Source organism: Methylobacterium sp. Leaf108, assembly GCF_001423265.1.
Classification (GTDB): Bacteria; Pseudomonadota; Alphaproteobacteria; order Rhizobiales; family Beijerinckiaceae; genus Methylobacterium.
On sequence record NZ_LMND01000001.1, the window covers coordinates 63,645 to 86,654 of the forward strand.

General features: G+C 73.5%; 24 protein-coding genes and 1 riboswitch. Of the genes, 16 read left to right on the top strand and 8 right to left on the bottom strand.

Annotated features, from left to right (window positions below; all coding sequences use genetic code 11):
- Positions 1 to 326: 326 nt before the first annotated feature.
- Positions 327 to 1,550, top strand: coding sequence for an MFS transporter (locus ASF39_RS00290; protein WP_082494263.1), 1,224 nt, complete (start codon positions 327 to 329; stop codon positions 1,548 to 1,550).
- A 6-nt stretch (positions 1,551 to 1,556) separates the two neighbouring features.
- On the opposite strand, the gene cobD is transcribed toward ASF39_RS00290, so the two are convergent.
- A complete protein-coding gene (gene cobD, locus ASF39_RS00295; RefSeq protein ID WP_055878712.1) occupies positions 1,557 to 2,546 on the bottom strand; it encodes a threonine-phosphate decarboxylase CobD in 990 nt (329 codons plus the stop codon).
- Positions 2,547 to 2,567: 21 nt separating this feature from the next.
- On the opposite strand from cobD, the gene cbiB reads away from it, so the two are divergent.
- A complete protein-coding gene (gene cbiB / locus ASF39_RS00300) occupies positions 2,568 to 3,560 on the top strand; it encodes an adenosylcobinamide-phosphate synthase CbiB (RefSeq protein WP_056280173.1) in 993 nt (330 codons plus the stop codon).
- Positions 3,561 to 3,570: 10 nt separating this feature from the next.
- Here cbiB and ASF39_RS00305 read toward each other — a convergent pair whose 3' ends face one another.
- The 5 genes from ASF39_RS00305 to cobU form a co-directional block, all read right to left on the bottom strand.
- Positions 3,571 to 4,041: a hypothetical protein gene (locus ASF39_RS00305; RefSeq protein WP_156648236.1), complete on the bottom strand. Its 471-nt coding sequence runs from the start codon at positions 4,039 to 4,041 to the stop codon at positions 3,571 to 3,573.
- A 13-nt stretch (positions 4,042 to 4,054) separates the two neighbouring features.
- Positions 4,055 to 5,503, bottom strand: a complete 1,449-nt coding sequence (locus ASF39_RS00310; RefSeq protein ID WP_055878720.1) for a cobyric acid synthase — start codon at positions 5,501 to 5,503, stop codon at positions 4,055 to 4,057.
- 91 nt (positions 5,504 to 5,594) lie between these two features.
- On the bottom strand, positions 5,595 to 6,299 hold the full coding sequence (locus ASF39_RS00315) for a hypothetical protein (protein WP_082494264.1): 705 nt from the start codon (positions 6,297 to 6,299) through the stop codon (positions 5,595 to 5,597).
- Positions 6,300 to 6,902 carry a cob(I)yrinic acid a,c-diamide adenosyltransferase gene (gene cobO / locus ASF39_RS00320; RefSeq protein WP_055878723.1) on the bottom strand — a complete coding sequence of 201 codons (603 nt, stop codon included), beginning with the start codon at positions 6,900 to 6,902 and terminating at the stop codon, positions 6,300 to 6,302.
- Complete coding sequence (gene cobU, locus ASF39_RS00325; protein WP_244472216.1) at positions 6,899 to 7,432, bottom strand: bifunctional adenosylcobinamide kinase/adenosylcobinamide-phosphate guanylyltransferase; 534 nt, start codon at positions 7,430 to 7,432, stop codon at positions 6,899 to 6,901. Before cobU ends, cobO begins: the two co-directional genes overlap by 4 nt.
- 86 nt (positions 7,433 to 7,518) lie before the next feature.
- Positions 7,519 to 7,715: riboswitch (cobalamin riboswitch) on the top strand.
- Positions 7,716 to 7,752: 37 nt separating this feature from the next.
- On the opposite strand from cobU, the gene ASF39_RS00330 reads away from it, so the two are divergent.
- The 10 genes from ASF39_RS00330 (at position 7,753) to cobJ (ending at position 17,589) form a co-directional block, all read left to right on the top strand.
- On the top strand, positions 7,753 to 7,929 hold the full coding sequence (locus ASF39_RS00330) for a CbtB-domain containing protein (RefSeq protein ID WP_055878730.1): 177 nt from the start codon (positions 7,753 to 7,755) through the stop codon (positions 7,927 to 7,929).
- 36 nt (positions 7,930 to 7,965) lie between these two features.
- Entirely contained in the window at positions 7,966 to 8,700 is a 735-nt protein-coding gene (locus ASF39_RS00335) for a CbtA family protein (protein ID WP_056280184.1), read from the top strand.
- Complete coding sequence (locus ASF39_RS00340) at positions 8,693 to 9,082, top strand: DUF1636 domain-containing protein (RefSeq protein WP_055878736.1); 390 nt, start codon at positions 8,693 to 8,695, stop codon at positions 9,080 to 9,082. The genes ASF39_RS00335 and ASF39_RS00340 overlap by 8 nt, the downstream gene beginning before the upstream one ends.
- Positions 9,079 to 10,113, top strand: coding sequence for a cobalamin biosynthesis protein CobW (gene cobW / locus ASF39_RS00345; RefSeq protein ID WP_056280187.1), 1,035 nt, complete (start codon positions 9,079 to 9,081; stop codon positions 10,111 to 10,113). Before ASF39_RS00340 ends, cobW begins: the two co-directional genes overlap by 4 nt.
- A 173-nt stretch (positions 10,114 to 10,286) precedes the next feature.
- Positions 10,287 to 10,730, top strand: a complete 444-nt coding sequence (locus ASF39_RS00350; RefSeq protein WP_156648238.1) for a hypothetical protein — start codon at positions 10,287 to 10,289, stop codon at positions 10,728 to 10,730.
- Positions 10,721 to 14,125, top strand: coding sequence for a cobaltochelatase subunit CobN (cobN, locus tag ASF39_RS00355; RefSeq protein ID WP_056281070.1), 3,405 nt, complete (start codon positions 10,721 to 10,723; stop codon positions 14,123 to 14,125). Before ASF39_RS00350 ends, cobN begins: the two co-directional genes overlap by 10 nt.
- A complete protein-coding gene (locus ASF39_RS00360; protein WP_056280192.1) occupies positions 14,122 to 15,405 on the top strand; it encodes a hypothetical protein in 1,284 nt (427 codons plus the stop codon). Before cobN ends, ASF39_RS00360 begins: the two co-directional genes overlap by 4 nt.
- Positions 15,402 to 16,046: a precorrin-8X methylmutase gene (locus ASF39_RS00365; protein WP_055878748.1), complete on the top strand. Its 645-nt coding sequence runs from the start codon at positions 15,402 to 15,404 to the stop codon at positions 16,044 to 16,046. Before ASF39_RS00360 ends, ASF39_RS00365 begins: the two co-directional genes overlap by 4 nt.
- Entirely contained in the window at positions 16,046 to 16,834 is a 789-nt protein-coding gene (locus tag ASF39_RS00370) for a precorrin-2 C(20)-methyltransferase (RefSeq protein ID WP_056280195.1), read from the top strand. The genes ASF39_RS00365 and ASF39_RS00370 overlap by 1 nt, the downstream gene beginning before the upstream one ends.
- The gene (gene cobJ / locus ASF39_RS00375; protein ID WP_056280199.1) at positions 16,831 to 17,589 is read left to right on the top strand and encodes a precorrin-3B C(17)-methyltransferase; all 759 of its coding nucleotides are present in this window, start codon (positions 16,831 to 16,833) and stop codon (positions 17,587 to 17,589) included. Before ASF39_RS00370 ends, cobJ begins: the two co-directional genes overlap by 4 nt.
- Positions 17,590 to 17,771: 182 nt before the next feature.
- Here the strand turns inward: cobJ and ASF39_RS00380 are convergent, their stop codons facing one another.
- Positions 17,772 to 18,512 carry a cobalt-precorrin-6A reductase gene (locus ASF39_RS00380; RefSeq protein ID WP_056280202.1) on the bottom strand — a complete coding sequence of 247 codons (741 nt, stop codon included), beginning with the start codon at positions 18,510 to 18,512 and terminating at the stop codon, positions 17,772 to 17,774.
- A gap of 14 nt (positions 18,513 to 18,526) precedes the next feature.
- Between ASF39_RS00380 and ASF39_RS00385 the strand changes: the two genes are divergently transcribed.
- From ASF39_RS00385 to ASF39_RS00400, 4 genes are read left to right on the top strand one after another with little or no spacing between them, the layout of a single operon-like run.
- Positions 18,527 to 19,756 (top strand): bifunctional cobalt-precorrin-7 (C(5))-methyltransferase/cobalt-precorrin-6B (C(15))-methyltransferase, encoded by a 1,230-nt coding sequence (locus ASF39_RS00385; RefSeq protein WP_056280205.1) that lies wholly within the window; start codon positions 18,527 to 18,529, stop codon positions 19,754 to 19,756.
- The gene (locus tag ASF39_RS00390) at positions 19,735 to 20,160 is read left to right on the top strand and encodes a cobalamin biosynthesis protein (RefSeq protein ID WP_056280208.1); all 426 of its coding nucleotides are present in this window, start codon (positions 19,735 to 19,737) and stop codon (positions 20,158 to 20,160) included. The genes ASF39_RS00385 and ASF39_RS00390 overlap by 22 nt, the downstream gene beginning before the upstream one ends.
- Positions 20,157 to 20,939, top strand: coding sequence for a precorrin-4 C(11)-methyltransferase (cobM, locus tag ASF39_RS00395; RefSeq protein WP_056280211.1), 783 nt, complete (start codon positions 20,157 to 20,159; stop codon positions 20,937 to 20,939). The genes ASF39_RS00390 and cobM overlap by 4 nt, the downstream gene beginning before the upstream one ends.
- Positions 20,936 to 22,246 (top strand): cobyrinate a,c-diamide synthase, encoded by a 1,311-nt coding sequence (locus ASF39_RS00400; RefSeq protein ID WP_056280217.1) that lies wholly within the window; start codon positions 20,936 to 20,938, stop codon positions 22,244 to 22,246. Before cobM ends, ASF39_RS00400 begins: the two co-directional genes overlap by 4 nt.
- A 131-nt stretch (positions 22,247 to 22,377) precedes the next feature.
- Here ASF39_RS00400 and ASF39_RS00405 read toward each other — a convergent pair whose 3' ends face one another.
- Positions 22,378 to 22,836 (bottom strand): helix-turn-helix transcriptional regulator, encoded by a 459-nt coding sequence (locus tag ASF39_RS00405; RefSeq protein WP_055878769.1) that lies wholly within the window; start codon positions 22,834 to 22,836, stop codon positions 22,378 to 22,380.
- Positions 22,837 to 23,010: the final 174 nt, after the last annotated feature.

The window sequence follows — 23,010 nt, forward strand, 5'->3', positions numbered from 1 at the left end:
ACGGGACACGCGGTGACGCAAACCACACATCAGCGCGACACGACGTATCCCGTCCATCAAACGCGATGACCGGCCACCTGCCAAGCACTGGATGGCGGGGGCCGGGCCGTTCGATCAGTGATCGACAACACAACCTATATGGGTTGTGTCAAATCGATCGACAAGTCCGGCTCCATGGCGAGGCTTAGTTCATGGCGGGTCCGGCTCCATGGCGAGTCCGGCTCCATGAGCGGTCCGCAGCCTCGGCCCTCCGCGCGCGCGGGTTGTTCGTGCCGGCCAGGACGCGTACCCCGCCGCGACCGAACCAAGGCGGGCACCGACATCCCATGGACACCCCATCGCCCAAGGACGACCCCGGGCGGGCGCCGAGCGCCGCCCCGGTCCGGCACGGTTTCACCGCCAGGACGCGATTCGGCCTGACGCTGATCGCGGGCGGCGCCGTCGCCAACATCTACTACAATCAGCCGTTGCTGGCCCTCCTCGTGGCCGAGTTCGGCGAACGGGCGGCACTCCTGGTGCCCGCCGCCTCCCTGATCGGCTATGGCCTCGGCATCGTCGGGCTGGTGCCGTTGGGCGACAGCCTGCCACGGCGCAGCCTGATCATCTGGCAGTTGCTCGGCCTGAGCGTCGCCCTGCTGGCCGCGGCCCTGAGCACCTCCCTGGCGATGCTGGTGGGCGCCTGCCTCGTCATCGGCTTCCTCTCTTCCGCGGCGCAGCAGGCGGTGCCCTTCGCGGCGGAACTCGCCCCCGATGCCAGCCGCGGCCGCATCGTCGGCCAGGTCATGACCGGGCTCCTCAGCGGCATCCTGCTCGCCCGGACCATCAGCGGGTTCGTGGGGGCGCAGTTCGGCTGGCGCATCGTGTTCTTCGCCGCCTGCGGGGTCGCGCTCGCCATCGCGGCGGTGGCGGCGGCGACCCTGCCGAGGACACCCCAGACCGCCCCGCTGCGCTACCGCGCCCTGATGCTGTCGATCCTCGACCTCCTGCGCACCCAACCGGTGCTGCGCAGCGCGACCCTGTGCCAGGCGTTCCTGTTCGCCAGCTTCAACGCCTTCTGGGCGACCCTGGCCCTCCTGGTGGAGGCGCCGCCCTTCGACCTCACCGCCGCCGGGGCGGGCCTGTTCGGCGTGATCGGCGTGTGCGGGGCCGTGGTGGCGCCGTTGTCGGGCCGCTTCACCGACCGGCGCGGGGCGCGCCCGGTGGTGCTCGCCGGCGGCGTCTGCGTCATGGCCGCCTTCGCGGTGCTGTGGCTGGCCGGCACCGGGTCGCTCGTCGCGGTGGCGGTGGGCGTGCTGCTCATCGACATCGGCATCAACGCCGCCCTCATCGCCAACCAGACCCGGGCCTATGCCCTGGTGCCGGGCGCGCGCGGACGCATCAACACGGTGCTGTTCACGGGCATCTTCCTGTTCGGGGCGATCGGCGCCTTGGCCGGCTCGCAGGCCTTCCTCAGCTACGGCTGGTCCGGCGTCTGCGCCGTCGGGATCGCCCTGGCCGGGGCCGGACTGCTGGTGGCGATCGTCGAACCGCGGCGTCCGGTCGAGGCGTAGCGGTCCTCACCGCAGGATGCGCGAGAGCCGGCACCATTCGCCCCGGTCGGCCGGCAGGCCGAAGCGCAGACGATGGGGCATCGCCTCGAACCGGCGCACGTAGATGCCCGCCTCCCCGAGGCGCCGGAACACGCCGGGGCCGTCCTCGAAATCCGCCGTGCGGAACAGGCTGGTCCCGCCGACCACCCCCCCCCCGGCCCGGCCGATCATGCGGTCGAGGCGGGCGGCATCGGCCGCGCGCGCCGCTCGGGCCGCCTCGCGCCAGGACCTGTCGCGGAGCGCGGCGCGGCCGATGGCGAGCGCCGGGCCGGCCACCGCCCAGGGTCCGAGGGCCTCGGCGATCCGAAGGGCCAGCGCCGGCTCGGCGAGGGCGAAACCGAGGCGCAGGCCGGCGAGCCCATAGGTCTTGCCGAAGGAGCGCAGGACCACGAGCCCGGGGCCGACCTCTGCGCACAACGAGCCCGCGGGCTCGAAGTCGGCGAAGGCCTCGTCCACCACGAGGAGACCGCCACGGCGCCCCAGGGCATGGGCCGTGGCCACAAGATCGCCGGCGGGCACGATGCGTCCGTCGGGGTTGTTGGGATTGACGACGACGACGACATCGCAGCCCTCCGCACCGGACAGGTCGGCGACCGCGACGACGTGATGACCACCGCGGGTCCAGGCCGCCGCATGCTCGGCATAGGTCGGCGACAGCACCGCGACCCGCGATCGAGGGCGCAGCCGCGGCAAGGTCTCGATCAGGATCTGCGTGCCCGGCGCCGCCGCCACCGTCGCCGGATCGGCGCCGTAGGCGTCGGCCGCCGCGGTCCGCAAGGCGGTCAGGTCGGCCGGGGACGGCAGCCGCGTGAAGGCGCTGGCCTCCAGCGGTGGACACGGATAGGGCACCGGGTTGATGCCGGTGGACAGATCGACCCACGGCTCGGGGCCTGCGGGAAACAGGCGCCGGGCCGCGTCGAGATCGCCGCCGTGGGCGATTCGCGTGCCTTCCCCCATCAGAGAGTGTTCCGCCGCAGAATGCCCTGGACCGTCCTCGCCCATCCGCCCGACACGCTTCCGATCCTGGTCGTCGCCCTCGCCGTCGAGGCGGCCGCCGGCTATCCGGACGGGCTCTACAGGGCGCTCGGCCATCCTGTCACCTGGATCGGCCGGCTGATCGGCGCCCTCGACGTCGGCCTGAACCGGGGAAGCGCCCGCCGGCGGCGCCTGGCCGGCGTGCTCGGCCTCCTCGTGCTGATCGCCGTGGTCGGCGGCATCGCGCTGGCGGTCGGCGCGCTCCTCGGTCTCGCCGGTCCGGTCTCCGGGATCGTCCTCGCGGGAATCGCCTGCGCCGCCCTGCCGGCGCAGCGAAGCCTCCACGAGCACGTCGCACGGGTGGCGCAGGGAATCCGGCGGGAGGGGCTTCCCGGCGGGCGCGCAGCGGTGGCGATGATCGTCGGTCGCGATCCCGAGAGCCTCGACGAAGCCGGGGTCTGCCGCGCGGCCATCGAGAGCCTCGCCGAGAACTTTTCCGACGGGATCGTGGCGCCGGCGGTCTGGATCGGGGTCGGCGGCCTGCCCGGCGGCGCCCTCTACAAGGCGATCAACACCGCCGACAGCATGATCGGCCACCGCACCGAGCGCCACGAGGCCTTCGGCTGGGCTTCGGCCCGCCTCGACGACCTCGTCAACCTGCCGGCCTCGCGCCTCTCCGCCGGCCTGATCGTCGCCGCGGCGGCCTGCCACCGCGACGCCTCGGCGACCGGAGCCTGGCGTGCCCTGCACCGCGATGCCCGCCGCCACCGCTCGCCCAACGCCGGCTGGCCCGAGGCCGCCATGGCCGGCGCGCTCGGCCTGCGCCTGGCCGGACCGCGGGTCTACGGCGCCGTGAGGGTCGAGGACGCCTGGATGGGCGACGGCCGGGCCGAGGCGGGGCCGGCCGACGTGGAGCGGGCCCTCGCCCTCTACCGCAGCGCCTGCCTCATCCTGTTCGGCTTCGCCGTGCTCGCCGCCACCGCGGCCCTCGCCTGATTCGGCGCCGTCACAGGCAGGGGGTGAGAATGGTGCCGCCCCGGTCCTGCAGCGCATCCCTGACGCCGCCCAGCGAATAGGCCTCCGATACATTGAGGCTCGGATAGGCGATGGTGAAGCGCGCGGCCTTGCTCGCCAGCATCGCCTTGGCCATCGCCTCGAGGGCGAAGCGCCCACCCCGCGCGTCGACGGCGCCGTAGCCGTCCGTCACGGCGAAGGGAAAGGTCCGGCCGTCGACGACGACCCGGACGTCCAGGGGCCGTCCCTTCGGCGCCGTCTGCGCCAGGCCTTCGAGGACGACCCCCATCCGCCGCCCGCCGGTCCCGCCGCCGCAGAAGACCCGAAAGATGCTGCCGGTCCGGCTGCGGATGCTGGCCTCCGCGGTGCCCTGACCGAACCCAGCGGTCCAGCGATCGTCGACGGAAAGCGCCGGGGTCGCGATCAGGATCGCGACGACACCCGTCAGGACGGAGCGAGGCATGCGGGTCATCCCTTCAGGGTCGGGCGTTCGCGACGGCGAGCACGGCGTCGCAATCGACATGAGCCTCGATATGCGCGGCCAGCCGGTCGAGCACCGCCTCGATCCCGGCCTCGTAGCCCTCTCCGCTCGATACGGTGCCCAGGCGCGCGAGCCAGGCCGCGCGCTGGCGGTCGTCCGAAAACAGGCCGTGGACGTAGGTTCCGCAGACGCGTCCGTCACCCGAGACCGCGCCGTCCTGGCGCCCGTCCGCGAAGCGGATCAACGGCCGGATGGTGTCGGGGCCGGCGGTCTCACCCACATGCATCTCGTAGCCGCAGAACGGAACGCCATCGGGCAGGGTGACGCCCGTCACCCGCTCGAGACGCTTGAGCGGTGTCATCACCGTCTCGACGTCGAGGAGGCCGAGGCCGGGCACCGACCGCGGCGTCCCCTCGATCCCGTGCGGGTCGGCGATGGTGCGCCCGAGCATCTGATAGCCACCGCACAGGCCGAGCACCCGGCCGCCGCGCCGGACATGGGCGCGGATGTCGATGTCCCAGCCCTGCTCGCGCAGGACGTCGAGGTCGGCGATGGTGGTCTTCGACCCCGGAAGCAGGACGAGATCGGCATCTCCCGGAATGGCCTCGCCGGGCCGCACCAGCACCACGGCGAGGCTGGGCTCGGCGCGCAGGGGGTCGAGGTCGTCGAAATTGGCGAGCCGCGGCAGCACCGGCACCGCGACCACGCGCTTGCCCGCGCCCGGCGCCGAACCGGCCAGACCGAGGATGTCCTCGGCCGGGAGCCGGGCGGCGGCGGGAAAATGCGGCACGAGGCCGAAGGACGGCCAGCCGGTGCGCCGCGCGACGATGGCCATGCCGTCGGCGAACAGGCTCGGGTCGCCGCGAAACCGATTGACGATGAAGCCGCGGATCATCGCGGCGTCCTCGGGCGCGATCACCGCCTGGGTGCCGACGAGGCTGGCGATGACGCCGCCGCGGTCGATGTCCCCTAGCAGGATCACCGGCACGCCGGTGGCGCGGGCAAAGCCCATGTTGGCGATGTCGCCGGCGCGCAGGTTGACCTCCGAGGCCGATCCGGCGCCCTCGACGACGACGAGGTCGGCCTCGGCTCCCAGGCGCGCGAAGCTCTCCAGCACCGACGCGAGAAGGCGCGGCTTCCAGGCCTGGTAGTCCCGCGCCGCCGCCTGCCCGACCATGCGGCCCTGCACGACGATCTGCGATCCGGTCTCGCTCTGGGGCTTGAGGAGGACCGGGTTCATGTGGACGGAGGGCGCCACCCGCGCGGCACGGGCCTGCAATGCCTGCGCCCGCCCGATCTCGCCGCCGTCGTCGGTGACGGCGGCGTTGTTCGACATGTTCTGCGGCTTGAACGGGCGCACCCTCAGCCCACGGTTGGCGAACGCACGGCACAGGCCGGCGACGATCAGCGACTTGCCGACGTCCGAGCCGGTGCCCTGGATCATGATGGCGGGGGTCGGGGTTCTCATCGGGTCGGAGCCGGGGATGCCTGGACGTGGCGTGGAGCGGGCTGGCGTAAAAGCCTGTGCGAGCGTCTCATCGGGGCGTCCCGGCACAGGCGGGATCGGTCGGACGCTCGGCCCGGCGGAAGGCGAGGATCGCCGCACCGTAGGTCTCGACCACCTCGGAGAAGGGCACCCGTTCGGCGGTGAACAGCACCGCACGGTGGCTGAACAGGCGCTCGGGGATCGGCAGCATCGCGCAGGTCGTGGGCGGCACGGGCGCCTGGTCCCAGCCCTCCGGCAGCGGCCGCCACAGGATGTCGGCCGCCACGGTCTGGCGCGTGGTGCCGAGCGCCTGGACGACACGGCCGAACGGCGTGTCGGTGGTGTCGAGGAGGCGGTTCATCTCCGGCGTCAGCCGCTCGGGCACGTACCAATTGTCCGCCTCGGAGAGGAGGTGGTCGCCGCAGGCGAGGCGGACGCGCCGGTGGCGCAAGGGCGTGTCGGGGGCAATGGCGAGGCGCTGGCGGGTCTCGGGCGTCGCAGGCACGTCGACGCCGCGCTCCAGGCGCGCCGCCAGGACCGGGCGCGATGCCATGCCGTGCTCGGCGCACCAGCTTTCGAGGGTCGTGGTGGCGCTCCGGGCCGCGAGCAGGCGGGCGTTCAGGGTCTGGACCACCGCCGTCGCCTCGACCCGGCCGAGGTAGCTGTCGGGCCAGGGCCCGCCCGGCTCCGAACGGACGCCGGGCGTGTCCACCACGACGAGGAGGGCGAACGCCCCGGCAACGATCCGCCGCATCTAGAATTCGATTCCCGCCTGTGCCTTCACGCCGGCCGAGAAGTGGTGCTTCACCACCGTCATCTCGGTGACGAGGTCGGCGGCCTCGATCAGCGCCGGCTTGGCGTTGCGGCCGGTCACGATCACGTGGAGGTCGGGCCGGCGGGCCTGGAAGGCCGCGATCACCTCGGCCAGCGGCAGGTAGTCGTAGCGCAGGGCGATGTTGAGTTCGTCGAGGACCACGAGGCGGATGGTCGGATCGGCCATCAGGTCGAGCGCCTTGGCCCAGGCGTGCTCGGCGGCGGCGATGTCGCGGGCCTTGTCCTGCGTCTCCCAGGTGAAGCCCTCGCCCAGCGTATGCCAGGCGATGCGGTCGCCGAAGGGCCCGAGCGCGTGCTTCTCGCCGGTGTCCCAGGCGCCCTTGATGAACTGGACGACGCCGACCCGCCAGCCATGGCCGAGTGCCCGCAGCATCAGCCCCAGGGCCGCCGTGGTCTTGCCCTTGCCGGGGCCGGTGTTGACGATGAGGAGCCCCTTCTCGATCGTCTTTTCGGCCACCTCCGCGTCCTGGACGGCCTTGCGCTTCTCCATCTTCTCGCGATGGCGGGTCTCGTCGTCGGTCATGCATCGGCTCCGGTTTGCGGTTTCACGATCATCGGCAGGCCCGCCACCATGAAGACCACACGGTCGGCGCGCACCGCTAGACGCTGGTGGAGGCGCCCGGCCTCGTCGCGGAAGCGGCGGGCCAGGGCGTTGTCCGGCACGATCCCGAGGCCGACCTCGTTGCCGACAAGGACGACCGGGCCGAGCGCCGCCGTGCAGGCCTCGACCAGGGCCGAAACGGCCCTCGGGATATCGGCCTCCGACAGGATCAGGTTGGTCATCCATAGTGTCAGGCAATCGACCAGGACCGGGCCGGCGGCCGCCGCCACCGCCTCCGGGAGATCGATGGGCGCCTCGCGCGTCGTCCACTCCGACGAGCGCCGCTCCCGATGCAGGGCGATCCGCTCGCGCATCTCGTCGTCGAAGGCCTGGGCGGTGGCGAGATAGAGCCACGGCGCCGGACAGGCCTCGATCAGGCCCTCCGCATGGGCGCTCTTGCCCGACCGGGCACCGCCCAGCACCAACGTCATTCGTGAAAGAGCTTGCCGCATCGACGCTCCTTAACCCGAAACCGGCCGCGCCGGTCAAAGAAGCGCGAATACGGCCGGGGGCGCGTTGTAAGCGGCGGCGCGGAAGCGTAGAAGGCGAGATGGACGGTGCCCCGGCGACGGGGTGAAAAGGGAATGCGGTGAGAGGGGACACCCTCGATGCCGCGGCTGCCCCCGCAACTGTAAGCGGCGACGTGCCTGCCATCGGCCACTGGAGCGATCCGGGAAGGCGGTGGGCATGCGAGACCCGCGAGCCAGGAGACCTGCCGTCCACCCGCATTTCCTCGAACGCCGCCGGCGGGGCGGCCGGAGACCGTGACACGATGTCGACCAGCACGCTGACCCTTGCCGGCACCCGCACCACCGAGCGCCTCGGCGCCGTCCTGGTGGCCGCCTTCCTCGGCCTCGGCCTCGTCTTCATGGCGGGCTTCGCCCCCTCGATGACGCTGCACAACGCGGCCCACGATTTCCGGCACGCGCAGAACTTCCCCTGCCACTAGGCCGTCCCCTCAGGGACCGTTGAAGGCAGCATTCCCATGATCATCCGACTCCTGTCGGCGGCCCTGGTCGCCGGCTTCCTCGCGGCCGTCGTGGCCACGGGGCTTCAGCTCACGTTGACCTCGCCGCTGATCCTCGCCGCCGAGCGCTACGAGACGCAGGCCTCCCACGAGGCTCCGACCTCCCTCGTCGTGCGTGTCCACGCCCATGGCGACGGCCATTCGGCGACGGTGCAGGCGGACACCGCCTGGGAGCCGGCGCCCGGCTTCCAGCGCATGGCCTTCACCGGGCTGGCCACATTGGTGGGCGGCGTCGGCTACGCCCTGCTGCTCGGCGCGGTCCTGCTCGCCTGCGGCCGCGAACCGACGGTGGAGACGAGCCTCGGGTTCGCCGTCGCGGGCTTCCTGGCGGTGTCCCTCGCGCCCGCCCTCGGGCTGCCGCCGGAGCTTCCGGGCATGCCGGCCGCTCCCCTGGAGACGCGCCAGATGTGGTGGGTGATGACGGCGCTCGCCACGGCGGTCGGGCTCTACCTCATCGCGATCCGGAGGGTGCCGATCACCATCCTGGGCGGGCTGGTGCTGATCGTCGCGCCGCACTTGGCCGGCGCGCCCGACACCGACCACACGGCCTCCGCCCTGCCGGCGGGATACGCGGCGCAGTTCGCCGCCCGCTCGCTGGGGATCGCCTTCGTGTTCTGGGCGGTGATCGGGCTGGCCTTCGCCTACGCCTGGTCGACCTTCGGCCGCGGCCGACCGGAAGTCGCCCGTGGCTGAGGTCGTCCTCTACGTCTGCACCACCTGCCGCACGGCGGGTGATGCCACCGAGCCGCGCGCCGGCGCCCGGCTGCTGACGGCCCTGCGGGAGGCCGCCGCGACCGACATCGTCCGCGTCGAAGGCGTCGAATGCCTCTCGGTCTGCAAGCGGCCGTGTACCGTCGCGGTGGCCTCGCAAGGCCGCTGGACCTACGTCTACGGCGACCTCGACCCGGTGTCGTCCGCGCGGACGATCCTCGACGGCCTCGGGCTCTACGCCGAAACGCCGGACGGGATCGTGCCGTGGAAGGCGCGGCCGGAGGTTTTTCGCAAGGGCGTCGTCGCCCGCATCCCGCCGTTCCCGCCACCCGGCGGCCACCCCCTTTCGGACGCCGCCGAATGAGCATCGTGCCAAAAATTCCCTGCACCATCGTCACCGGCTTCCTCGGGGCCGGCAAGACGACACTGGTGCGCCACATCCTCGAGAACGCCGGCGGCCGGCGCCTCGCCATCGTCGTCAACGAGTTCGGCGACATCGGCTTCGACGGGTCGTTCCTGGCGGCCTGCGGCATCGAAGGCTGCGGCGACGAGGACATCGTCGAACTCGCCAACGGCTGCATCTGCTGCACGGTGGCCGACGACTTCGTGCCCGCCCTCAACAAGCTCCTCGACCGGGCCGATCCGCCCGAGCACATCCTGATCGAGACATCCGGTCTGGCTCTGCCCAAACCCCTGGTCCAGGCGTTCCAGTGGCCGGCGATCCGCTCGCGGGTGACCGTCGACGGCGTCGTCGCCGTGGTGGACGGGCCTGCCGTCGCCGCCGGGTTCTTCGCCGACGATCCGGCCGCACTGGCGGCGCAGCGGGCGGACGACGCCAGCGTCGACCACGACAATCCGCTCGAAGAGGTGTTCGAGGACCAGCTCCTCTGCGCCGACCTCGTGATCGTGAACAAGGCCGACCTCCTCGACGAGGCCGGCCGGGCCTCGGTGCGCGCCGAGATCGAGCGCCACCTGCCGCGCGCCGTGAAGATGGTCGAGACCGAGCACGGCCGCATCGACCCGGCCGTGCTGCTCGGGCTCGGTGCCGCGGCCGAGGACGACCTCGCCTCCCGCCCCTCGCACCACGGCGACGGCGAAGACCACGACCACGACGACTTCGACACGGTGGCGATCCCGGTGCGGGCCAGCGCCAGCGCCGACGACCTCGCCCTGCGCGTCGCCCGCGCCACCGAGACCGCCGGCGTCCTGCGCATCAAGGGGTTTGCCGAGATCGCCTGCAAGCCGATGCGCCTCGTGGTCCAGGGCGTCGGCACCCGCGTCAGTCACCACTACGACCGGCCCTGGCGCGGCAACGAGCCCCGCGACGGGCGCCTGGTGGTGATCGGCCTCAAGGGATTCGACCGGAACGCGGTCACCGCCGCGCTGGCGGGATAGGGTCGGCCTCGTCCAAGCGGGTTCGCGTCGGCAGGCCGACGCCTCACCCTGCTCAGGTTCGTGGTCCGTCGCAGGTTTTCGGCGCAAGACCGGTGACCGCTTTCGCGAAGCCCGCTGAGGGTCATGGCCGTGATGGACACGTTGTCGGGATGTTGGATCGCAGCACGCAGCCGATGAGCATCGAAGCGTTCTCCGCTTGGCAGGAACGCCAGGCGGACCGCTGCGGGCTCGTGGCCGGCGCCCGCGACGTCCACGCCGACATCGTCGCCGTGCTGCGCGACGTCCGGCGCGGCAGCGGTTGGCATCCCTTCACCGGCGACGGCAGCGTGGAGACGCTGGCCGGACGGATCCGGCGCCCGGATGCCGGCGTCGATTGCGGCGCGCGCGGCCCCGACGCCACGAACGCCGCCGAGGTCACGCCGTGGTCGCGCGACGGTACGGGTACCTGGGTCGAGGCGCGTCGTGCCGGGCTCGATCTCGATCGACGGGCTCGGCATCGGCTGGGCGGTCGCCGACCTCTACGACGGCGCCACCTCTCCCGCCCGGCCGCGCCGCATGCAGGACGAGGAGCCGGATGCCACGCCCGGCCCGTCCGCTCGAGCCGGCCATGCATCTGATCCGCATCGACACGGTCTCCCTCGACGAGGGCGAGGCGGCGATCGACCTCGGGCAGGCGCCCGGGGACATCGTCTTCCTGTCGTTCACCGATTCCGACCTCGTCGGCGTGGCGGCCGCGCATGCGGCAGAAGCTTCCGAGTCGCGAGGGGGCTTCCCCACCCTACGCCTCGCCAAGCTCGCGCGGCTGCGCCACCCGATGTCGGTGGACCTCTACGTCGATGCGGTGATCGCCAAGGCGCGGATGGTGGTGATCCGCTGCCTCGGCGGCCTCGACTACTGGCGCTACGGCGTCGAGCGGGCGGCCGCCGCCGCCCGTGCCAACGGCGTCGCCCTGGCGGTGCTGCCGGGCGACGACAGGCCGGATTCCCGGCTCGACGCCTTCTCCACGGTCGCGCCCGAGGTGGCCGGAACCCTCGACGCCTATTTCCGGGCGGGCGGCGGTGCCAACCAGCGCCGGATGCTGCGCCGGGTCGCGGCCGAGATCGGCTGGTCGATCACCGCGCAGCCGCCGGAGCCGCTGCCCCGCGGCTTCCTGTGCTGCCCCGGCTGCGGCCCCGTGTCCTTCGAGCATGCCCGCGACGTCGGCCGCAGCCCCTTGGCCGAGCTTTCCCAGGGCGCGCCGCCCCTGGCGCTGCTGCTGGTCTACCGCTCCGCGATCCTCGGCGGCGACGGCGGGCCGGCCGCCGTGCTGGCCTCGGAACTGGGCGCGCGCGGCATCGCATCCCTCGCGGTGGCGGTGTCGAGCCTCAAGGACCCCGACGCACTGGCGCCGCTGCGCGAGGCCATCGCCCGGCACAAGCCCGACGTGATCGTGGCGGCCACCGCGTTCTCGGCCCGCGAGGACCGGAACTTCGTCCTCGACGCGGCCGATTGCCCGGTGATCCAGGCCTTCACCATCGGTGCCCCGCGGGACGCCTGGGCAGCCTCCGCCCGGGGCCTGAGCGCCTCGGACCTCGCGATGCAGGTGGCGCTACCGGAGTTCGACGGACGCCTGTCCGGCTTCCCGATCTCGTTCAAGGAAGAGGCGCCGGAGGTCGAGGGGTTCGGCGAGCGCCGGGCCCGGCCGGATGCGACCGGCATCGCGGCGCTGGCCGACCGGGCGGCGGCCTGGATCGGCCTCGCCCGCAGGCCGCGACCCGACCGGCGCCTCGCCCTCGTCCTGTCGGACTATCCCGCCCGCGGCGGCCGGGCGGGCTTCGCGGTGGGGCTCGACACCCCGGCGAGCGCGCGGGCCATCGCCGCGACCCTGCGGCTGGAGGGCTATTCGGTCGGCGACCTGCCCGACGCCGAGGCCCTGATGCACGGCCTCACCGAAGGCCCGCCCGACATCGCCGTCCCGCTGGCCGCCTATGAGGCCTGGCTCGCCGGGCTGCCGGATACCCTGCGCGCGACCCTGGACGCCCGCTGGGGCAGGCCGGCCGACGACCCGTCGTGCTCGCACGGTGCGTTCCGGTTCCGCTCGGTCGACGCCGGCGCCCGGCCGGGGCCGACCCTCGGGACGGCGACGCCCCGCGGCGGCCTGACCGTCTTCCTCCAGCCCGACCGCGGCCGGTCGGCGGATCGTAAGGCCGGCTACCACGACCCCGACGAGCCGCCGACCCATGCCTACCTCGCGTTCCACCTCGGCCTGCGCACCCGCTTCGACGCGCTGATCCATCTGGGCACCCACGGCACCACCGAATGGCTACCGGGCAAGGCCGTGGCGCTCTCGCCCGCATGCTGGCCGGCCCTGGCGGTGGGCGCGCTGCCGGTGGTCTATCCCTTCATCGTCGACGATCCCGGCGAGGCCGCTCCGCTCAAACGGCGGCTCGGCGGCATCGCGCTCGGCCATCTCACGCCGCAGACGGTGGAGGCGGGCCTGACGCCGGAGGCCGCCAGCTTGCGAGAATTGGTGGAGGAATACGCCGGCGCCAGCGTTCTCGACCCGCGCCGGGCCGCCATCCTCAGCGCGACGATCCTCGAGGAGGCCGAGAGCGCCGGGCTGCTGGCGGGGGCCGGCATCGACGCCGACACGCCGATGGCCGACGCGCTGGCCGCACTGGACGCGCATCTGTGCGACCTGTCCGAAGTCACCACCCGCGACGGGCTCCACGTCTTCGGGCAGGCGGCGCCCGAGGCGAGCGAGGCCGTGGCGGCCTGCGCGACGGCCGAGCGGGCGGGGCTGCTCGCCGCCCTCGACGGCCGCTTCGTTGCCCCGGGACCGGCGGGCTCGCCCTCGCGCGGGCGCAGCGACGTGATGCCGACGGGACGCAACCTCACCACCCTCGATCCGCGCGCGCTCCCGACCCGGTCGGCCACCCTGCTCGGCACCAGGGCCGCCGCGGCGGTGGTGCTGCGCTACCTGCAGGACGAGGGCGAATACCCCGCCCGCATCGTGATGGACCTGTGGGCCTCGCCCACCCTGCGCACCGGCGGCGAGGACATCGCCCACGCGCTCGCCCTGATGGGGGTGCGCCCGACCTGGGACCATGCCTCGACCCGCGTCACCGGCTTCGAGGTGTTGCCGCTCGCCATGCTCGACCGGCCGCGCATCGACGTGACGGTGCGGGTCTCGGGCGCGTTTCGCGACACCTTTCCCGAGACGCTGGCGCTCCTCGACCGGGCCGCCCGCGCGGTGGCGGACCGGGAGGAAGAGGACGACGAGAACCCGCTCGCCGCCGCCCGGCGCCGCGGCGAGGCACCCGCGCGCATCTTCGGCGGCGCGCCCGGCCGCTACGGGGCCGGGGCCGGCGAGCGCGCCCTCGACGGCGCCTGGGACCACCGCGACGACCTCGGCCGCGCCTATCTCGACGCCACCACCCATGCCTATGGCGGTGCCGAAGACGCCCCGGACGACGGCTTTTTCGACCGGGTCGCCAAGGCCGACGCCTATGTCCACGCCTTCGACGTCGCCGAGCGCGACCTGCTCGATGGGGACGCCGCGGTGGAGGCGATGGGCGGGTTCGCCGCCGCCGCCGCCCTCAAAGGTGCGCAGCCCGCCCTCTACAGCCTCGACGTCTCGAAACCCGAGGCGCCGCGCGCCCGCACCGCCCGCGAGGATGCGGCGCGGCTGATCCGGGGCAAGCTCGCGCATCCGGCCTGGATCGCGGCGCAGTTGCGTCACGGGTACCGCGGCGCCCAGGAGCTGGCGCAGGGGGTCGACGCGGTGTTCGTCCTGGCCGCCACCACCGACGCGGTCGCGCACGCCGACCTCGACCGGCTCTACGGCGCCCTCATCGCCGACGACGAGACCTTCACGCAGTTGCGCACCGCCAACCCGGCCGCCACCCGCGCGATCCTCGAACGCTTCGACGAGGCCCGCAACCGCGGCCTCTGGCTCTCCCGCCGCAATGCGATGGCCGCCGACGAACTGATGCCGGCCACAGCCGCGATCCTGCCCGAGGCGGCCGAATGACCGCCCGCCGCGCGCTGCCGCAGGCACCGAGCCGGCGCGGCTGGTGCCCGAGCCTGTCCCGGCCGATGCCCACCGGCGACGGACTCCTGGCCCGCGTCCACCCGCCGCTCGGGATCCTGACGCCGGCGCAGGCGCGGGCGGTGGCGGAGGGCGCACGCCGGTTCGGCAACGGCCATGTCGACGCCACCGCCCGCGCCAACTTGCAGATCCGCGGCGTCACCGAGGACACGCGGGCACCGCTGGCCGCCTTCCTCGACGCCGCCGGTCTCGGCGACATCCGCAGCGACGGCGGTCCGCAGCGGCTGACGTTGACGGCGCCCCTGGCGGGGCAGGCGGTGAGGGACCTCGCGCGGGCGATCGAGGCGATCGGGCTCGCCATCCCGGGATTGCCGGCCAAGGCGCTGGTGAGCGTGGAGGACGTGGCGTTCGTGGGCTCCGGAGACGGTGAGGCCGACATCCGCCTCTGCGTTCTCAACGACGCTACTGCACCCGTCGCGGAGAGGCGAGCCCTCCGGATCGCGATGGCATTGGCCGGCCCTGACGGCCCCGAATGGTTCACGGCGGCCGAGCCGCTGGAAGCGGCGGGCCTTGCGCTGCGGACCCTGGCCGCCAGTGGAGTGCGCCGGATGCGGGACCTCCCGGCGGGCGAGAGGAGTCGGCTGATCGCCGACCTCCGCCCGACGGCCGTGGCGACGCCCGCAGCCGCCGCGCCGAGGCTCCGCTGCGGGATCGGCGACCTCGGTGACGGACGCACCGCCCTCCTCCTCGACGCGCCCTTCGGCCGCTGCGATTCCGGCGCTCTGCATCGGCTCGCCGACGCGGCCGAGGCCCTGGCCAGCGACATCCATCTCTCGCCCACCCGGGGCTTCGCCCTCGCCGGCACGGATGCCGGCGCCCTGCGCCGGGCCCGCGATGTCCTGACCGGCTTCGTCACCGAGCCCGACGATCCGCGCGGGGCCGTCGCCGCCTGCCCCGGCGCGCCGGCCTGCGCCTCGGGCTCCACCCCCACCCTCGACCACGCGGCGCGGCTGGCGCAGGCGTTCGGCCCCTTCGCGGCACGCGGGTTGCGGGGGCATGTCTCGGGCTGCGCCAAGGGCTGCGCCCATCCCCAGGCGGCCGACCTGACCCTGGTGGGGAACGGCGGTCTCTACGGCATCGTGATCGGCGGCGCGCCCTCCGACCTGCCGGCGATGCAACTGACTTTCGAGGCGGCGCTGGAGCGTCTAAGGAGGGCCGACCCGGCCCTTCCCCTCGAACGGGCTTTCAGGATTCAGCCATGACCGCGCCGACCCATTCGCGCGTCGATTACCTGCGCGACGGGCAGGCGATCTATGCCCGCTCCTTCGCGATGATCCGCGCCGAGGCCGATCTCGCCCGCTTCCACGGCATCGCCGAGCGGGTGGTGGTGCGGATGATCCATGCCTGCGGCATGACGGACCTGCCCGCCGACGTGGCGATCTCGGAGGATTTCGCCGACTCCGGTGCCGATGCCCTAAAGCGGGGCGCCCCGATCCTGTGCGACGTGCGCATGGTCGCCGACGGCGTCACCCGGTCGCGCCTGCCCGCCGACAACAAGGTGATCTGTACCTTGAGCGATCCACGCGTGGCGGGCTTGGCCGCCGAGATGGCCACCACCCGCACCGCCGCCGCCATGGAGCTGTGGCGCGAGCACCTGCCCGGCAGCATCGTAGCCGTCGGCAACGCCCCCACCGCCCTGTTCCGGCTGCTCGAACTCCTCGACGAAGGCATCGCACCGCCGGCCGCCGTCATCGGCATCCCCGTCGGCTTCGTCGGCGCGGCGGAATCCAAAGACGCCCTGGCGCGCGACGGCCGTGTGCCCTTCGTCGTCGTCCACGGCCGGCGCGGCGGCAGCGCCATGACGGCGGCCGCGATCAACGCGCTGGCCTGCGAGGTCGAGTGATGGACGCGACCGAGCGGCCTTCGGTCCTGCCCGACGAGCCGCGGGCGGCCCCGCGCAGCGTCACCACCGGCACGCTGTTCGGCGTCGGCATGGGGCCTGGCGACCCGGACTACCTCACCGTGCGCGCCATGAATGTGCTGTCGCAGGCGCCGGTGCTCGTGCATTTTTGCAAGAAGGGAAAGCGCGGCAACGCCCGCACTATCGCCGATGCGGTGATGCGCGACCCCGCCCGCGAGTTCCCGCTGGTCTACCCCTACACCACCGAACTGCCGCCCGATCACGCCGAATACGTCTCCGCGCTCGCCGACTTCTACGATGATGCGGCCGGGCGCCTCGCCGACCATCTCAGCCTGGGCCGCGACGTGGCGATCCTGTCGGAGGGCGATCCGTTCTTCTACGGCTCCTTCATGCACCTCTGGCGCCGGCTGAAGGACCGCTTCCCGGTGGAGGTGGTGCCCGGCGTCACCGGCATGTCGGGCTGCTGGACCCGGGCGGGCACCCCCATCACCTGGGGCGACGACGTCCTCACCATCCTGCCCGCCACCCTCCCCCACGACGCCCTGGTGCAACGGCTCGGCATCACCGATGCCGCCGTCATCATGAAGCTCGGCCGCCATTTGCCGAAGGTGCGGCGCGCGCTCGCCGAGACCGGTCTCCTCGAGCGTGCGGTCTACGTGGAACGCGGGACGATGGCCGGCGAGAAGGTCGTGGCCCTGGCCGAGAAGCCCGACGACGTCGCCCCCTATTTCTCGATGGTGCTGGTGCCGGGCGAGGGCCGCCGGCCGTGACCGGCTCGGTCACGGTGATCGGCCTCGGCCCCGGCGACCCCCGCCTGCTGACGCAGGCGGCGCAGGATGCGCTGGCGCAGGCACAGGACCTGATCGGCTACATCCCCTACGTCGCCCGCGTGCCCGAGCGGCCGGACCTCGTGCGCCATGCCTCCGACAACCGCGTCGAGGTCGACCGGGCGCGCCAGGCCCTGGAACTCGCCGCCTCCGGCCGCCGCGTCGCGGTGGTCTCAGGGGGCGATCCCGGCGTCTTCGCCATGGCCGCGGCCGTGTTCGAGGCGGTGGAGGCGGGCGATCCGGCCTGGCGCCGCCTCGACATCCGGGTGGAGCCCGGCATCACCGCCATGCTCGCGGCCGCCGCCAGCCTCGGGGCGCCGCTGGGCGGGGATTTCTGCGCGCTGTCGCTGTCGGACAACCTGAAACCCTGGCCGGTCATCACCGCCCGGCTGGAGGCGGTGCTGCGGGCCGATTTCGTCGTCGCCCTCTACAACCCGATCTCCTCGGCGCGACCCTGGCAGCTCGGTGCCGCCCTGGGGCTCGCCGCCGAGATCCGGGCGCCCGGCACCCCGGTGATGCTCGCCCGCGCCGTGTCGCGCCCCGACGAGGCGATCCGGGTGCTGACCCTGGCCGAGGCCCGCGAGGCGTCGGCCGACATGGCGACGCTGGTCATCATCGGCGCATCCGCGACCCGGCTGATCCCGCGCGGCGACGGCGAGCGACCGTTCGTCTACACCCCGCGCAGCGTGCCGGCGTGAGAGCCATGCACGCTCGAAACCCTCCCCTCCCTGCGGGGGAAGGTGGCCCTCCCGTCAGCGAGGGTCGGGAGAGGAAGGCTCAGGTTCGTTCGGGGAGGTCGCTTGCCCCCCTCCCGCAGCGCATCCGCAAGGCACCCTCCCCCGCAGGGGGGGATGGGTTTCGCACGCGCGATGCGGCGCGTTCATCGCGTCGAAAAAGCTTCGATCCACGCCAGAGCCTGCGCCGCATCCGCAACCCGCGCCACCTCCGGCTTCTCGGGCTGGCGGACGATCACCACCGGAACAGCCAGCGCCCGCGCCGCGGCGACCTTGCCGTAGGTGGCCTCGCCGCCGGAGTTCTTGGTCACCAGCACCTCGATGGCCGCCTCGCGCATGAACCGCGCCTCGTCGGCCTGTGCGAACGGGCCACGGGCGGCGATGGTGGTGAGGCGCGGCACCGGCAGGGCGTCGCCCACCGGCTCGATGGTGCGCACCACGTAGTCGTGCTGGGGGGCCGCGGCGAAGACCGGCAGTTCGAGGCGGCCGACGGTGACGAACACCCGGCGCGGCACCGGCCCCAGGGCCGCGACGCAATCGGCCACGCTCGCCACCTCGGTCCAGAGGTCGCCGGGCCGTCGCGGCCAGGGCGGCCGCCGGACGGCCAGGATCTTGATGCCCACGCTCTGGGCGGCCACGGCCGCGTTCACGCCGATGCGGGCGGCGAAGGGATGGGTCGCGTCGACCAGGAGATCGGTGGCCTCCGCCCGCAGCCAGGCCGCCAGGCCCTCGGCGCCGCCGAACCCGCCGACGCGGGTGCGCACGGGCTCGACCCTGGGCGCCGTCGTGCGGCCGGCCAGGGACAGGGTGACGGCGTGCACGGTGCCCGCGAGCCCGGCCACCAGGGCGCTCGCCTCGCCGGTGCCGCCGAGGATGAGGATACGCATGCGGGCCTTGTTCCATGACCCATGAACCGCTGTCGAGCGTCGGCCCCTGGCTCGCCATCGTCGGGATCGGCGAGGACGGCCACGCCGGCCTCCACCCCGCCGCCCGCGCCGCCCTCGATCGGGCCGAGGTCGTCTACGGCGGGACGCGCCACCTCGATCTCGCCGCGCCGCTGACCGGCGAGGGACGGCCGTGGCCACGGCCGATCACCGACGCCTACCCCGAGATTCTGGCGCGGCGCGGCCGGCCGACCTGCCTGCTCGCCACCGGCGATCCGTTCCACTACGGCATCGGCGCCGAGATCGCGCGGCTGGTCGCTCCGTCCGAGATCGCCGCCTACCCCCAGCCCTCCGCCTTCAGCCTCGCCTGCGCCCGCCTCGGCTGGCCGCTGGCGGAGTGCACCTGCCTCACCCTGCACGGCCGGTCGCTGCCGCGGATCGTGCCCGCCCTGCAGCCGGGCGCCCGACTGCTCGTGCTGGCCTGGGACGGGACCACGGCGGCCAGCGTCGCCGCGCTCCTCGCCGAACGCGGGTTCGGCGATTCCCCCATCACCGTGCTCGAAGCGATGGGCGGCCCGCGCGAGCGGATCCGCACCGCGCCCGCCGCCCGCTTCGCGATTGCCGATATCGATCCGCTCAACACCGTCGCCATTGCGGTCGTGGGGTCCGCGCGGGCGCAGGTGGTCACCTTGAGCCCCGGCCTCGACGACGCCTGGTTCGAGAACGACGGGCAACTCACCAAGTCCGAGATCCGGGCGGTGACGCTCTCGGCCCTGCGGCCGGCCGCCGGACAGGTGTTGTGGGACGTCGGCGCCGGGGCGGGCTCGGTCGCCATCGAATGGTGCCTGCGCCATCCCGCCAACCACGCCTTCGCCGTCGAGGCCAGGGCGGAGCGGGCCGCGCGCATCCGGCGCAATGCCGACCGCCTCGGGGTGCCCGACATCGCCATCGTCGCGGGCAGCGCCCCGGCCGCGCTGGCGGGTCTGCCCGAGCCGGACGCGATCTTCATCGGCGGCGGCGTCTCCGATCCGGCGATCCTGGCGGCGTGCCTGAAGGCCCTGCGTCCCGGCGGGCGGCTGGTGGCCAACGCCGTCACCCTGGAGGGAGAAGCCGCCCTGCTCGCGGCCTTCGCGCAGGAGGGCGGAAGCCTGCGCCGGCTGTCGGTGGCCCGGGCCGATCCGGTCGGCGGCATGCACGGCTGGCGCAGCGCGATGCCGGTGACGCAATGGGCCTGGACCAAGCGGTGACACACCTCGTCGCAGGCGTCGGCTTCCGCCACGCGACGCAACCCAAGGAGATCGCGGCGCTCGTCCGCGCCGCCCTGGAGGCGGCCGGCGCCGATCCCGGCGATCTTCGTGCTTTGGCCACCGCGAGCGACCGGGCCGGCGAACCCGCCGTCGTGCGGGCCGCCCGCCTGCTCGGCGTCGCCCTTGTCGCCATCGCGCCGGCCGACCTCATCGCGGTCGACGACCGGGTGCCGACCCGCTCCGCCAGGATCGCGGCGAGCCGAGGGGTCGGGTCGGTGGCGGAAGCCGCCGCCCTGGCGGCCGCCGGCGCGGGCGGGCGGCTCGTGGTGGCGCGCATGGTCGGCGCCGGGGCGACGTGCGCCCTGGCGTCGGTGCCGGTTTCGGGGCAAAGCCCGTCGCCATGACCATCCATTTCATCGGCGCCGGGCCGGGTGCGGCCGACCTCGTGACCGTGCGCGGGCGCGACCTCATCGCTCGCTGCCCCGTCTGCCTCCACGCCGGCTCCCTGGTGGCGCCCGAGATCCTCGGCTGGTGCCCGCCGGGGGCGCGCATCGTCGACACAGCGCCCCTCGACCTCGACGCGATCATGGCCGAATGCGCCGCCGCCCACGCGGCCGGGCAGGACGTGGCGCGGCTGCATTCGGGCGACCTCTCGATCTGGAGCGCGCTCGCCGAACAGACCCGGCGCCTCGACCGCCTCGGTATCCCCTATACGGTGACGCCGGGGGTGCCCTCATTCGCCGCCGCCGCAGCGATCCTGCGGCGCGAACTGACCGTGCCGGGGGTGGCCCAGACCGTGGTGCTGACGCGCACCTCCGGGCGGGCGAGCGCCATGCCCGAGCGCGAACAACTCGCCGCCTACGCCGCCACCGGCGCCACCCTGGCGCTGCATCTCTCGATCCACGTCGTCGACAGGGTCGTCGCCGAGTTGACGCCCTTCTACGGCGCCGACGGCCCGGTCGCGGTGGTGTTCCGGGCGACCTGGCCGGACGAGCGCGTCCTGACGGGCACGCTCGCCACCATCGCCGCGCAGGTCGCGGCGGCCGGTCTCGAGCGCACGGCGCTGATCCTGGTGGGGCCGGCGCTCGCCGCCGACGGGTTTCGCGAGAGCGCGCTCTACGCAGCCGATTACGACCGGCGGTTCCGGCCCACCGCCACCAACCCGGAAGGCTTGGCGATATGACCCCCGGCCTCCTCGTCGCCGCCCCCCGTTCGAGTTCGGGCAAGACCACCGTCACCCTCGCGTTGATGCGCGCGTTGCGACGGCGCGGCCTGCGGGTCCAGGGCGCCAAATGCGGGCCGGACTACATCGATCCCGCCTTCCACCAGGCCGCGACGGGGGCGCCCAGCGTCAACCTCGACAGCTTCGCGATGCCGGACGCGCTCCTCGACGGCGTCGCGGATCTCGCCATGACCGACGCCGACCTCGTGGTCGCGGAAGGCTCCATGGGCCTGTTCGACGGGATCGTGGCGCAGGAGGGCGTCACCGGCGCCAACGCCGACATCGCCGCCCGCTACGGCTGGCCGGTGATCCTGGTGCTCGACGTCTCGGGTTCGGCGCAATCGGCCGCCGCGGTGGCGCTCGGCTGCGCCGCCTACGACCCGCGCATCCGCATCGCCGGCGTCATCCTCAACAAGGTCGCCAGCGCCCGGCACCGCCGCCTGGTGGAAGCCGGCCTGAGCCGGATCGGGATGCCTGTGCTGGGGGCCCTGATGCGCGATGCCGGCCTCAGCCTGCCCGAGCGCCACCTCGGCCTCGTCCAGGCCCGCGAGACCGGCGACCTCGACGCCCGCCTCGACCGCCTCGCGGATCTGGCGGAGGCCGGCATCGACCTCGACGCCGTCCTGGCGGCGGCGGCCTCCACCGGACTGCCGGGCGGACCGACCGCCCTGCCCCGTCCACCGGGCCAGCGCATCGCGGTGGCATCGGACGCGGCGTTCTCGTTCCTGTATCCGCACCTGGAGATCGGATGGCGCCGCGCCGGGGCCGAACTCGTGGCGTTCTCGCCGCTGGCCGACGAGGCGCCCGGTTCGGATTGCGACGCCTGCTGGCTGCCGGGGGGCTATCCCGAACTCCACGCCGGCACCCTGGCCACGGCGCAGGGCTTCCTCGACGGGCTGCGTGCGTTCGCGAAGGACAAGCCGGTTCACGGCGAGTGCGGCGGCTACATGGTGCTCGGCCGCAGCCTGGAGGATGCCGAGGGTGTCACCCACCCCATGGCCGGGCTCCTGCCGGTGGAGACCTCCTACCGCGCGAGGCGGCTGCACCTCGGCTACCGCGTCGCGACGCTGGTGGCCGGTTGCGTTCTCGGGGAGGCCGGGGCCCGGCTCGTGGGGCACGAGTTCCACTATGCGAGCGAGCTGACCGACGCTCCCGCGCGCGAAATCGCCCTCGCCGAGGCCACCGATGCGGAGGGCGTTCCCCGCGGACTGGCGGGCCACCGCGACGGCCATGTCACCGGCAGCTTCTTCCACCTGATCTCGGGGTAGGACCCCGCCGGACCGGACGAGGGCGCAAGCCGTCGCATTCTCTGGGCCGCGTCGTCGCGGCAGCGGCACCGAGGCGGGCCTCGATCCCAGGAATGGCTGAAGTCAGCACACGTCGGCGAAGGCCGGGCGGCTCAGGCGACGGCGTCGGGTTCCGGAGCGGGTGCCTGCGACGCGGCGGCCACGACGGCGGGGACGGCCACGGGCACCGCGGCCGCGGCGGGCTGCTTGCCCATCTTCGACGCGGTCCGCACCAAGGCGAGCACGTCGCGGCGCAGCTGGTCGTCCTCGATCAGGGCATAGGCCCGAAGCAGCTCGATCGCGCCCTGGGTCCCGAGGAAACCGAAGGCGTCGTTCTGGCTGCCGCCCTCCTCGTCCTCGAAGAAGGCCGTGACCGGAACCTCCAGCAGGCGGGCGATCTCGCGTAGGCGACCGGCTCCGACGCGGTTCTGGCCCTTCTCGTACTTCTGGACCTGCTGGAACGTCACGCCGACGGCCGTGCCCAGGGCCGTCTGGCTCAAACCGCGCGCCTTACGCAGCGCGGTGATCCGCAATCCAACCAGTCGGTCGACGTCCGTGGTCTGTTTAGGCATCGTCACTCGGCTCAGTCCGACTGTTACGCTGTACGCCGCCCCGGACCTCGTTGAGCGGGCGTCCATCCTTGATCGCGCTGCCGATCCTGGAGCCGTCCGCCGGTCATGATCCACCGGGACGGCTCGGGCGCAGGATTCTCGACACCACACCGGCTTTGGATAACGTATTGGAGC

What these genes read in the sequence shown, in the direction of transcription:
- ASF39_RS00290 (WP_082494263.1), top strand. Translation starts at nt 327, where the DNA reads ATGGACACCCCATCGCCCAAGGACGACCCCGGGCGGGCGCCGAGCGCC.
- cobD (WP_055878712.1), bottom strand. Translation starts at nt 2,546, where the DNA reads ATGGGGGAAGGCACGCGAATCGCCCACGGCGGCGATCTCGACGCGGCC.
- cbiB (WP_056280173.1), top strand. Translation starts at nt 2,568, where the DNA reads ATGCCCTGGACCGTCCTCGCCCATCCGCCCGACACGCTTCCGATCCTG.
- ASF39_RS00305 (WP_156648236.1), bottom strand. Translation starts at nt 4,041, where the DNA reads ATGCCTCGCTCCGTCCTGACGGGTGTCGTCGCGATCCTGATCGCGACC.
- ASF39_RS00310 (WP_055878720.1), bottom strand. Translation starts at nt 5,503, where the DNA reads ATGATCCAGGGCACCGGCTCGGACGTCGGCAAGTCGCTGATCGTCGCC.
- ASF39_RS00315 (WP_082494264.1), bottom strand. Translation starts at nt 6,299, where the DNA reads ATGCGGCGGATCGTTGCCGGGGCGTTCGCCCTCCTCGTCGTGGTGGAC.
- cobO (WP_055878723.1), bottom strand. Translation starts at nt 6,902, where the DNA reads ATGACCGACGACGAGACCCGCCATCGCGAGAAGATGGAGAAGCGCAAG.
- cobU (WP_244472216.1), bottom strand. Translation starts at nt 7,432, where the DNA reads ATGCGGCAAGCTCTTTCACGAATGACGTTGGTGCTGGGCGGTGCCCGG.
- ASF39_RS00330 (WP_055878730.1), top strand. Translation starts at nt 7,753, where the DNA reads ATGTCGACCAGCACGCTGACCCTTGCCGGCACCCGCACCACCGAGCGC.
- ASF39_RS00335 (WP_056280184.1), top strand. Translation starts at nt 7,966, where the DNA reads ATGATCATCCGACTCCTGTCGGCGGCCCTGGTCGCCGGCTTCCTCGCG.
- cobW (WP_056280187.1), top strand. Translation starts at nt 9,079, where the DNA reads ATGAGCATCGTGCCAAAAATTCCCTGCACCATCGTCACCGGCTTCCTC.
- ASF39_RS00350 (WP_156648238.1), top strand. Translation starts at nt 10,287, where the DNA reads ATGAGCATCGAAGCGTTCTCCGCTTGGCAGGAACGCCAGGCGGACCGC.
- cobN (WP_056281070.1), top strand. Translation starts at nt 10,721, where the DNA reads ATGCATCTGATCCGCATCGACACGGTCTCCCTCGACGAGGGCGAGGCG.
- ASF39_RS00360 (WP_056280192.1), top strand. Translation starts at nt 14,122, where the DNA reads ATGACCGCCCGCCGCGCGCTGCCGCAGGCACCGAGCCGGCGCGGCTGG.
- ASF39_RS00365 (WP_055878748.1), top strand. Translation starts at nt 15,402, where the DNA reads ATGACCGCGCCGACCCATTCGCGCGTCGATTACCTGCGCGACGGGCAG.
- ASF39_RS00370 (WP_056280195.1), top strand. Translation starts at nt 16,046, where the DNA reads ATGGACGCGACCGAGCGGCCTTCGGTCCTGCCCGACGAGCCGCGGGCG.
- ASF39_RS00380 (WP_056280202.1), bottom strand. Translation starts at nt 18,512, where the DNA reads ATGCGTATCCTCATCCTCGGCGGCACCGGCGAGGCGAGCGCCCTGGTG.
- ASF39_RS00385 (WP_056280205.1), top strand. Translation starts at nt 18,527, where the DNA reads ATGACCCATGAACCGCTGTCGAGCGTCGGCCCCTGGCTCGCCATCGTC.
- ASF39_RS00390 (WP_056280208.1), top strand. Translation starts at nt 19,735, where the DNA reads ATGGGCCTGGACCAAGCGGTGACACACCTCGTCGCAGGCGTCGGCTTC.
- cobM (WP_056280211.1), top strand. Translation starts at nt 20,157, where the DNA reads ATGACCATCCATTTCATCGGCGCCGGGCCGGGTGCGGCCGACCTCGTG.
- ASF39_RS00400 (WP_056280217.1), top strand. Translation starts at nt 20,936, where the DNA reads ATGACCCCCGGCCTCCTCGTCGCCGCCCCCCGTTCGAGTTCGGGCAAG.
- ASF39_RS00405 (WP_055878769.1), bottom strand. Translation starts at nt 22,836, where the DNA reads ATGCCTAAACAGACCACGGACGTCGACCGACTGGTTGGATTGCGGATC.